Origin of the sequence: Synechococcus sp. UW179B (genome assembly GCF_900474245.1) — a bacterium.
GTDB lineage: Bacteria > Cyanobacteriota > Cyanobacteriia > PCC-6307 > Cyanobiaceae > Synechococcus_C.
Map to the genome: position 1 here is coordinate 1 of NZ_UCNZ01000024.1, position 12,368 is coordinate 12,368.

Consider the following 12,368-nt stretch of genomic DNA (forward strand, 5'->3'; position numbering starts at 1 on the left):
GCGAATTTGGACTCAAAGCTTGATCAGCGCTGGCTTTTAGGACGCCGCCACGAATTAATGTAGGCGAAAAATACTGATTTAATCCACCTAAAGTTAGGATGTCACGAAAGGAGCCATACTTAATCAACGCACCTGAACTATCAGGAACATCTTCAATCACACCATCAAAGTTTCCTCGTGAAACAGATAAAATCCCTCCTGGCAAATCCTTTGTGCAGGAATTAGCTGCATCTTCAAGACAATTTGTACTAAGTTTCACAATGCCAGGATCAGAAGCTGACCGACTTCCACCAGACAGTCCAAAGATTTTATTATCGTAACCATCAAGATCAAGAACACCTCCAGGTTCAATCGTGATCTCAGAGAGAGGGCTCAATGCAAGAGAATTTCCTGCCTTTAATTCACCTCCACTTTGAATCGTGGTAGGGCCTGTGTAACTACTTTCCCCATTGAGCAATGTATTACCAGAAGTACTCAATGAAGCATTACCAAAAATGCCTTCGGTAACTTCTAATTCAGAATCAATATTTTGAACTTGCAAAGGAAGTTCAGGATTTGTTCCCTCAATGCGGGCAAATGCTGCACGTTGGACCGTCTTCTGTTTCTTGTTACGACCAGTGATTTCTACTGGTGCAATCTTGGCAATTCCGTACCCCGTAAAAGCAGGGAAGGAGCCCATCTCATCAAGTTCTTCTGCTGTACGGCGCCCACTTTTAATCAAACGCTCTTTGACTTGGGGATCATCAACACCATTCACGGCATAACTCCAAGTACCTCCGCGTTGCTCCATGGAATCAAATCCAGTAATTGCTCCCACAATGAGCTCACCACTACTACCGCTGCCATCACCGAGAAGCAAACGATCATTCGTTGCATTCTCTGTTTGACCAGGAGAACCTTCAATCAAGATTGCATGTAATTCGCCATTACGCACCTCAATCGTATTGGAAGACCCACGACCTAAAGCAATCACACCTGCATCAAGCCTTGCTCCAGAGTCAATTTGCACAAATTGATCTTGTTTCTGTCCCGTTAAGCCGACACAAACAGTGTCCTTGCTGTAAATATTGCCAACACCTGTCACCCGACATTCACCGCCTTGGGGAAACAGCCAGTCTTGATCAGATCCCAATTTGATTGCAGCCCAGTTTTCCAAATCACTTTCAACGACGCCAGGATCTTCATAAGCTTTGAAAATATTTAAACCAGTAATGGAGCGATTACCCGGTTTCCAGTTGCTGGTGTCTAATTTGTCACCACCATCAATTTTACTTCCGCTCGCAATGCTAAAGGCACCTTTCGTAAGCACCAGATCGTTACCACCACCAAAATTAATCCCAGAGGCTCCAGTCGTTTGAACAAAACCAGAGTTTATCAATACATCATTTTTATCACTAAATTGAATTGAATTTGCTGAAATCGCTGCCAAACTGATTTCCTTAGTCTTTAGACCACCAGTAGTGAGATTAAGTAGGGCATGACCACCGGCATCACCCGAGCTTATGAACTTCAAATCACCCTTGAGACTGATCGAACCACCAATATTTTTCAGGCTCCCTTGAGCATCAATTTTACGTAGTGGTGATTCTACAGGCACAGAATCACCTCTTCTGTCCTTAAAGTTAATGTAACGATCAAGGAAACGGGTCATGCCATCCTCGATCACAAGTGAGTTAAGACTGATATCACCTTGATTCACAATACTTTTGGTAGTTAATGTCGAACCCAGTCCGCCAATAAATTCACCACGTTTACGGATCAACAGGCGGTTAATGTCTTGTGAGCCGTCGATATTAATCGATCCCTCATTTCCAACCAGAGTTTTCGAAACTGAACTCAAAGCATTATCATCAGCATGAAGAGAACCGCCACGCGCCACAATGGTGGGGCCTGAATAGTTACTTACACCTATAAGGTATACACGTGCTTTAGCACCATCACGTGATGCAACCAGCAGGGAAGCTCTAGCAGTTCCCTGCTCCTGAATTCCACCCTCACCGACCGTTAACGCACCAGACACGGCAATAACCGATCGGCCATTAATTCCTAACAGAGATTTATCTTTATCAAAGCGCTCACGAGCCGTGATGCTTTTAAACGTTGCGTTATCGTCTGCTTCTAATCGAACAACACCCTGAGCAAGCAAGTTTGTTTGATCCATCTGGCCGTTGTAAGACCACAGCCCGCCCAACTGATTGATCGTGTCGTAGCCATAGAGAACACCTACGTCGAATCTTCCTTTAGCAACTGACTTCAAAGCGTCACTCTTGACCTCACCAGTAAAAGCAGAACCTAATTCAATCGTACTTTTAGCTTCTCGACCGTAAATAATGCCAGCCTCTAATGTTCCTCCTGGCACTACAATTGTTGCTGCACCCTTGCCTAGGGAAATACCCCCGACTTTTGTTATTAATGAGTCAGTTGCCCCAGAGTCATAGCCACTATTAATTGTGAGCTTCTGATCAACTCCTCCAATAAGGCTTTTATCTTTTCCTACGCTACCCAGCATCAATCCATACTCTCCAGGAGGAGGAGATGCGTCTGGCTGAATAGTTGCAAAAGATGGTGTTGTACCGAAATAAGCAATCCCTTGACCAGCCACACCAACAAGTTCGAGGTTTTTGACGTTGCCAGCTAATTGTGAATCTTCACTTTCAGTAAATAGACCATCAGCTGATTCAGTAAGGGAATAATAATTTCCAGATGCATCCCAGAAAATATCAAGATCACCGGCTCCACCATCAATCGTAATTTTTAATTTCTTGATTTCTTCTTTATCTGTTTCTACTGAATCCACTTCTACTACTAGGTCTGCTTCTGCATCTACGAGTGGGGCAGCAATCAAAGAGCCTTTAGCTCCAATGAGAAAGAGGTCATCTCCTCCACCTAAATCAATTGCTTGCTCTTCATCCAAGGTCAAGGCACCTTGAAGTACCAATGAATCGCTATAAGCGCTGCCTGTGATTCCACCATCAAGCACAAGAGAACCAGACTCTGAAATACCTTTATTCACTGAGCCCAATAAAACCTTTCCCTTTATTAATTCTAGATCTGCAAAGTGATTATCTCCAGTCAAAGTCAAATAGCCATCATAATCAAAACCGTTAACCTTAAGTTGTGCGGATCCGGGGTCAATAACATTGCCATTACGGTCAAGTATTGATTCTGATTCTGTGTTTGCTACAACTGCTCTAACACCATCGATAAAACCAGTACCTTGAACATTAACTACTCCGGTATTCAAAAATCCATTTTTAAGAGTACTACTTTTTCCCTCAAACAATTCAATCTTATCAACGACTTGAATGGTTCCACCTAAATCAAGAGTGCCACCAGATCCACCAAGGAGAACAGTTGAATCCTTACTTAATTTCCCATCTTCTCCTGTCGTATCTTTTCCAATCAACAATGTACCATCGTTCACCTTGGTGAATCCAGTATGAGCAAATTCGCCTGAGAAGGTCGTTGTTCCAGAACCGACTTTAACGAGTGAACCATTCGCAGAACTTTTACCGGAGAATTCAACATTCCCATTCAAGCCACCATAAAAAAGATGGGATTGGTTTTGCAAATTAACAGAACCTTCACCTGTCAGCTCACCAATCTCTTGGTCTTCTCGTCGTTCATTACCATTTCGTTCTGTATTATCTCCAAGCTTCAAAGTGCCATCCACCTTGTGGATGGACTTAGAACTCAAACTCCATTCCTGGCCAGCACGCAACATGCCGCCTTCATTGACAGTGGTTGTGCCCGTATAAGAACTTAGGGTATTGCCTTGTTTTAAATCAACATCACGATCAGCTGCAAACACACCCAGTTCAGAATCACCACCCAAGGTGGCTAGGCCCGAGATCTGAAAATCAATATTGTCGCCACGAATGGCTCTGACAGAAAAATTACCATTTTCTTCAATAACAATGGTTTGAGAATCACCTGTCCCCAGATCTAAATCACCGACTAGGTGAAGGGCAGCACCGTAGCCCTCAAAATTTTGAAGCCGAAGCGCATCATTTGAAGCGCCTAATTCAACGGATCCCCAAATCTGAACAGGCTGGGTGCCGTCACTCTTTTTCTTGACCCAAATATTATCTTTACCCTTACTACCAACAATAGCTGAGTAATTGTATCCACCATCATCCCAACGACAGCCATAATCACTGCGGCCAGTTGTTGATGGTTTACCACCGCATTTCCCTGAGGTTTCTTCGACACCCCAACCCAAAGAATTGCGGTAAGACACCACCGCATTGCCAAACAAATTGAGCTTATTGACGTCAGTTCCTGGAGAATTGTCGTTTTCAACCTTGATTGAATTACCTAAGACAAGCCGATCATCGATAACGCCAAGGCCCCTCGATTGGCCATCATTTTCTGCACGACCGCCTTGAAAGGTAACCGTATCGCTTCCTTTACCCATCACAATATTGCCACGAATTACACCCTGATTTTCTAAAGTGTCGTCTCCTGATTCCCCATAAAAGCCACCTCTGAGATAGCTTGCTTGATGGTTGGTGAATTTATCATTTCCACCCCCCATAAAGACATTCACTGTGTAACTTCTATTGGCATCTTTAATATTTGCCTCCGGCAATTTCTCACCTGTTGCATCATTTGCTACAGCACAGGTATTTCCGAATTTATACCCATTAAATCCCTTTTCATCAGCACCGGCAGTCACACATCCAAGCCAACTTCCAGACCTACTGTCCGTCCCCTCACTTAAGCCGTTGTTAAGAATGTCATTACCACCTTCAAAACGGAGCTGCAAATGATTCCCAGTTCCTCCCTCACCAGGACCAACAACCAAACCATTGTTAAACATTGAATCGGCGCCATTTCCAAACGAAATTTGCGGTCGAATGGAGTAGCAAGTTTTCTCATTTGAACCCTCATTACAATTATCTTTGTAGGCGTCATAGTCGGTCGGTAATGCACCGGTAAAACTCGCCACCAATAGGCTGCCATTCTCGACTGTTAATTCATTGATTGAATCATCAAACTCAATGACAGGCAAAGTGTGCAAAGCAATCTTAGAAATCGTGCCATCAGATGAGGTTGCCTCACCAGGTACCCTCGGGCCAAAAGTGGGGTCCAAGTCACGGCCGGTAACCCGTAAAGCACTACCACCTTTTACGGATAGGTCATGTCCAAGTCTGAGTGATACTGAAGCCTCAGATGGATTAATAACATCAGAATAAATATTCTCGCCGTTAATATCCAACTGACCTCCTTCAACAATCAAAGAGCCATATGAATTCTTCCCTGACAGCGTTAAACTTCCCGCGCCATCCTTGATGAAGGTTCCTTCTAAAGAATCACCTCTAGGCCCACCAAGAATGGAACCTTTAAACTCAGGATTTTCACCACTCGGAACATCGACACTGAGATGCGCCTCATCTGTATTTAATGAGATTCTCCCTTCCCCTTTGATAGAGCGAACGGTATTGAGACCTCCAGGAGTTTCTGAGCCTCCCATCAAGCGCAGTGTTGCGCCTTGATTTACCGTGACCTCTGTTGTACTAGGGGTGGATGTGGTATTGGCAAAACGCAGTTCACCCGCCTCAATGATCGTTACTCCCTCATAGGTTTGCGGTCCGCGACCTCCAAGACGGAGAAAGCCTTTTCCATCCTTAATTAGGCCACCTTTACCAGAAATGATACTTCTCGCGAAGACCTCAGTACTACCATCTTTAACCCTAATAGTTGAATTAACATCTTTAGCCTCTAAGACAACACCACCTTTTAGATCAATATAATTGCCATTCAGATCAAGCTCACCACCAGCCAAAGTGATTTTTTCATTGATCTTTGCATCATTACTCGTTGAACCCTGAGGCGTTGGCCGACCATCGACGGTAATTCTCAGAACGGCCCTCTCTTCAACTCTGGTTCCTGCATCAGCAGAGCCCAAACCATCGACATTGGTGATTTCAAGAACACCCTCTTTGACTGTCGTTGGGTTGAGGTATGAATTATTGCCCTGAAGAGACGTCGATCGTGGACCCTCAAAAAATAGTGAGCTAGGCGAATCAGATGGATCTCCAATCGATTGGATCGTCCCATCTAAAATAAGATTTTCGCCATTATTATCAATCTTTCCACCTTTACTAGTGACGTAAAGCGAGCTTGAATACTCCTGCTTTGTATCAAAGTTAAGACTACCTCCATCAAGAACAGGAGCAGTACCATTCTTACAATCTTCAGGCGAGGATAGTCCAGAAACAGAAACAGAAACAGAAACAGATGAATTAATAGTATTTAGCTTGCAACCCGCAAAAAATTGTATTTTATAATTATCACCGCCATTAGTACTATAAAGCTCACCATTCCAGTAATATCCTATTTTAGGAGTCTCTCCCCCTGATGGGCGTGAAATAGATCGATCTGATTTGATCGCTCCATAGGCAAATCCTCCCCCGTTCCAGAAGCCATAGAGATTGAGATTTTTAACTTTCTTGCCATTAACTTCATCAACACAACCTGTTTGATAATCCTTAGACGAATCACATTCAACCATAAATGATTGCTTCTGAGCCAGATATTTTACTGATAGCTCCTCTGCTAAAACACTATTATCCTTCCACGGTTGATAGTTATTATTTTTGCTACCATCTATCCATCCAGACCCAAAAACCCCTGGCAATTGAACATATTCACTTTCTCTATTCCAGGCCGAGTAGTAAATTCCATAAATATCACCACTATCAGCTACAATTACTGATTTAAAGTCTTCTGGCAATTGCCAAAGAGTAACCATATCTTTTGTATCTGGCCCTGGCGGAGGTATTTTTTGATCGTCAGGAAAGTTTTTGGGTTTAGCAGCCTGGGCCAGCAATATATCTGTTGTAGAAGCATTCGAACTATCCGGCAGTAGCTTGCTCAGTGCCTTATGTCCACCAACAGCGGCCCTTGCTTTAGCTGGCTCAGCCCAATCACCACACAGCAGTGCAAATACCAATAGGAAGATAAAATTCCTAGAAGAGTGAATTGACAATTCAATTTAAATTCACCAACAACCAACTTACTTGCTATTTCCATGGAAAATGATCCCAATCGTGCGCCATTTCCATCAGCGCACGATTGGGATCAACGAGAATCACGAGTCTCAAGACGAGAAGATTTGATAATCCGTTTTTTAATAGCGACAACCCCACCCATGCAACGATTCAGGCATCAACAAAGCTTGCTGATTGCGATCGCTTCTTACTATTGAGGTGCACCCAGCACCAACCCCCCCCTCCCCCCGCAACTCACACGGTGAAATTACAAACAGGCGGTGATGCAACCCCAACTCCAGCGACCAAAGCGCTTGCCAACCCTGGCGCTCCAACGGCTTAGCAAAGCCTCAAAACAAAGCTCGAGTCTGACCTCATCCATATCTGAATAACACCTGAAAGGGTGACAACATCAATCAAAACTGCCAGGTCATGCCACCGCTCGCGCGCCAATCCGTTCCGCGCTCTCCTCCCCACACTTCAGCACCACCACGCACGTACACCTTCCATGAACCTGAATTCATCTTGGCCAGCGTGTAATCCAAACCTCCTTCCACAAGCAATCCGTGTTGATCCTGCTCATAGGAGGGCACATCCACGCGCTGGTCTGTGAAGTTGTAGCCAATGCTTTGAGATTCATTGTTTTGATCCCAATCTCCAAGCCAAGCCAAGCGCACACTGGGCACCCATAGGCCGGTTTCACCACTATTAATCGGCCAAGAGAACTTCATTCCCAACTCAGTTTGCAAATAATTCGTAGTGCGGCTGCCGTAACGCAGATTCAATTTGTCGGCACCATTTTCACTGAAGCTGTTTTCCTGATTTTGTGTCCAAGCTGCTGTGAATTGAGGCTCAAGCAACATTCCACCGGCTTCAAACGGAGCACCGATCCGCAACGCTGTGGCATAGCTCGTCGCTGACTTCTCACCACGAGCAGTCTCATCACCTAAATCATCCGTGATGCTGACGATGTTGCGCGATTGGCTTCCGCTGAAACTGGTTCCAGCAAACATTCCCTGGACGTAGAAATTCTCCGTCCACCAGGCGGCGCGTACACCACCACCCCAACCATCAGAATTCCAACCGCCACCACCGGTATCACCGCTGTACTGATTCACTGAAACATTGCCGTAATTAGCAAAAGCGCCAACTGAAATCGTGGGCGTCAGAGACACATCTACGCCAAGAGTTCCGCCACCACCACTCAAGCTGTAGTTGTTGTAGAGCGTTGATGTTTTTGTTGCTCCACTTGTTCCACCAAACCCACGGAACCAAGCTCGCACTCCCTCAGGCTCCGCATACTCAGCAGCCAACGACGGGTTCTCAACATAAAATTCGCCATCCATTTCAATGCGTTGGTCTTCAATCGCAACGACCGCTTGATCAGACGGCTGAGAAGCATCATTTTGAGCCACCTGTTGATGCAGGTATTGATCGGCCTCCGTATCATCCAAAGACACGTTTTTACTCCACAACCCACGCACTGGTTCCTGCACTGCAGGCTCCACCGGAATCACCTCCAGCTCTTCTTCTTCTACAACCTCAGATACTTCGACTGGCGTAAATTGACGCATCGGCTGACGGTCAAACACCGTATCCACTAGCAGATTGTTGTAATTAAATAATCCGCGCCCTGCTGCATCCACATTACGAGGAAGCAAACCTGATGCAACTAACTTCGCCAAAGTACCGTAATCAATCAGCGGCAGTTCGAGATCATCCTTTTCAACCGTCTCAAGAATAACGTCTTGAATCACATCAAGAGTGACGTCTTCTTCCTGCTGCAGTGCTTGATCGTCTTGACCGGGAGCATCACTAATGACATCGCAGAGTGCTTCATCTTCTTCACAACCAGGCAAGGGTTGGGTACCGCCACCAGGTAATGAATCCACGCAGGAGGAATCTGTTGGATAAAGATCACAGAATTTATCCTCCGAGCTTGCCTCCTTAACAACTAACTGAAGCGAACCCTTCCTCAAATAGACATCATTTAATGCAGCATCTATACCATTTTCTTCACCAACACCGCTAAATGCCTCCTGAGTGCAATCAGCATTAGTGTCTAAATCGCAATCATAAACAAGCGATGTATTTGCAGCGAGAGCATCTGCATTAACAACATTACCATCAATTACAACATAGGTACCCTGAGGATCATCTTGTTTATCAGCACTGATAACAAGCTTTCCTCCTTCGTAGATGAAACCTCCCGAGGGCGCCTTGCTGGTAACCGTAATTGGAGCAAAGCGGATATTACGCGTTCGTGGATCCGATTCAGACAATCCGACAACGATTGTTCCGTCTGGCTCGAGCTCAAGATTATCAAAAACAACAGGATCCGTATCCATCACGACCATCACACCATCACGGATGGAGACTTTTTCAAAAAGACCCGAAAAATCTCCTTGATATTCATAACTACCTTTGTATTGAATCGCAGCTTCAAAGTTCTTATAGCGGTCTGCGACTTCACCAGCCTTAATATCTATTCGATCACTAGAAGTTTGCTGAGAAACATCAACTCCGAGTGGAGCAGTATTAGAAATTTCTTGATCACTAAACACCAAGTTATCGAACCCTTCACCACCATCGACTCTATAGTCGCTTCTATCGACTATACCCTCAACATCCAATCCAATACCACTAACAACAAACCAATCAGGACCACTGCCCATCTGAATACTTCCAGTGACTTTCAAGGTTCCATTATTGATTATCAAGTCATTCCCATCACCCATATCGACCGTACCCTTAACATCCAAGGTTCCATTATTGATTATCAAGTCAATCCCATCACCCATATTGACCGTACCCTTAACATCGATAACACCATCAGTGTGATTCAGGATCCGATCGTTACCGCCTACAAGAAGAAGCCCATTACCAACTTTAACCTCTCCACCAACAATAAATTGATCATCTCCATCACCCAAATTAATATCCTTAGTGACATCAACAACAGCATCGGGCCTGACAATAAAAACATCGTTTCCTCCAAATGTTCGTATTCCTCTATCGTCCTTCGCGCCACCAACAATCAGTTTACCACCGATATCTATGTAGTCGTTTGAATCAATGGGTTCTTGATTGCCACCAGTCGCAGGGCATTTATCCTTAGATTTAAGGCATTGAGTCGAGAAATGCAAAAATTCATTTACTACTAAAGAAGAATTCTTATCAGTGATCAATAGAGCTCCAAACCCAACACTTGAAAACTGTGGATCAATCAGATCCGAGAAGTTTTCCGGGAAATGATTATTATTAGCCTCCGCACCACCAAAAATTAGATTTTCATTTACGACAATAACTGACTTCTTTTTAATCAAGAATCCAGTGTTGAATCCATGAAAATCAACTAGGCTACCATACGAGGATTCCAAATATTCCGGAACCAACGTATTGTTATCAACAAAATCCAAATTGTTATCAACAAAATCCAAATTATCGGAAGCTGAAAACAATACAGGAGCCTTACATATCTCAGGATCATCAGCACAGTAATCCTCTAAATCTTCAACCTCATTCCATCCAACGGTTGGCCTATTGTCATTCAAATCCTTGATGGTTGACTTCAAATCATCCACCAAGCCTGGCGCATTTCCCGTAATTGGATTAGGTTTATCACCAAAACCAGGATCTACGGCAAAACCAAAATCAATATCAATATCTGTATCTGTATCCACATTATTGCCAGTATCTACAGCTGTTTCCGGCTGAGCGCTACCCGTCGTAGAGCCTGTAGTTCCAGCACTCGACTCAGTAGTGCCTGCAGAAGGCTGACTTGTCGTACTCTCGGCTACAGGTGCAACATCACTTGAAGTTTCAGTTTGAGCAGAAACCTGCTGGCAACAAGAGGCAAAGATTAGAGCAAAAAGAGATCCTTTAACGAGGACGCTACTGATAGAAACCATCATGAACCAAGTTAAGGATTTGGATTGTAGACACAAATAGCTATTTTTATGGTCCCAAAAGTGCGAACAAAGAGCACATCTCAAGACTTACGAGTCTCAAGCCGAGTCCTTGTTGTTGCCAGCGATTCATATCGATAACAAGATCAATCATCCAGATTGGGGAACTAAAAATTAAACGACATTCTTATCCTGTATTAGAAATAGCAATCGTCATTTAACTGAAGCAGGCTTTCAGCCTTTACTTCGGCGCACCGAGCACTAACCCCCGCCTCACATCCCACGGTGAGATCGCAAACAGGCGCAGCATCACGCCCATCAGCTGCGTCAAGGGCAAGGTGTTGGTCAGAAAGCCATTCCAATCGTCTTGAGTTAACTGAAAAAAGCTGGTGAAGTGACGGCGCAACAGCCGTTCATCGAAGCCCATCAAACGGCTTAAACCAAACTGAAACAGGCGGTGACGCAAGACCATCTCCAGCGGCCAGAGCGCTTGCCAACCCACACGTGCCAGAGCAGCAGATCCCATCGCTGGTTGTTCTTTTAAAGCCGCGGCCAAGGCTTCTGCTAAACCCGGCCCGCGTCTTAACAGCGCTCCCACCATGTAGCCCGAGGCTGGGTGCACCATGCTCGCCGCACCGCCAAAGGCCAACAGCGGCTGATGGAAATCCGGCAACGGCAAATTCATCGGAAACAAACAATGTTCAACGTCAATCACTTCGGTGATTGCATTCCCCGCCTTGGCCAAACGTTGCTCCAGCCGTTGCTTCAACTCAGCTTCCGGCACCGCCGGAGCTAAGGCCAACGATGTTTCCTCCACGAAAAACACCCCATCCCCAAAATCCATCGCATACAAAAAGGTGGGGGGTTGCTTGCGTTGCTCAGAGCTGAGGTGATCGCAACGAAAATCCATCAGCACGAATTGACCTGGCTCCACCGGAGCTTTGCTGAAACGACCCACCACGCCATAGGCGGCTTGTCCAGCTACTGGCCCTTGATCTGGCCGGCGGATATGGGGCGATCGGTGACCTGAAGCATCAATCACCACCCGGGCCAGGCGCCGCTTCCCCGAGGCGCAATCCACCCGGGTGCAATCAGCCTCCAGCTCGATGCGATCAACGCTGTCTTGGTGCCAGGTCATCCCCTGGCTATGGCTCAGCCAGTACTGCTGCAGCTTATGGCGATCAAACAGCCCGTAATCCATGCCGTGCTGCGTGGGTTGATCTTCTAAATCTGAGCCACCAGCACCGTAAAAACTCATCGTGCGGCTCCAACGGTGCTCAAGCAGATCCTCCAGGCCTAAGAGCTCGAGTTCCTTCGCCCAAATCCCGTAGGTGTTCGGCCAAGGGGCATCCACCGGATTCGGTGCAATGCCCTCCACCAACACCCCGCGCTGATGCAGTTCGGAGGCGATGCAAAGGGCGGCAGGACCGCCCCCAATCACCAGCACATCCGCGCAATCAGCCAA

Annotated in this window: 3 protein-coding genes; all 3 read right to left on the reverse strand. The window is 45.6% G+C overall.

The genetic code is table 11. The features are described from left to right. Positions 1–6,994 (reverse strand): autotransporter-associated beta strand repeat-containing protein (locus DXY38_RS10670; RefSeq protein WP_170952925.1); only part of this gene is annotated, 6,994 nt, incomplete at its 3' end. A 417-nt stretch (positions 6,995–7,411) separates the two neighbouring features. Continuing rightward, positions 7,412–10,906, reverse strand: coding sequence for an autotransporter outer membrane beta-barrel domain-containing protein (locus DXY38_RS10675; RefSeq protein WP_170952926.1), 3,495 nt, complete (start codon positions 10,904–10,906; stop codon positions 7,412–7,414). A 238-nt stretch (positions 10,907–11,144) separates the two neighbouring features. Then, the gene (gene crtL / locus DXY38_RS10680; protein ID WP_115071641.1) at positions 11,145–12,368 is read right to left on the reverse strand and encodes a lycopene beta cyclase; all 1,224 of its coding nucleotides are present in this window, start codon (positions 12,366–12,368) and stop codon (positions 11,145–11,147) included.

Coding starts and splice junctions, on each gene's coding strand:
- DXY38_RS10675 (WP_170952926.1), bottom strand. CDS start 10,906: ATGGTTTCTATCAGTAGCGTCCTCGTTAAAGGATCTCTTTTTGCTCTA.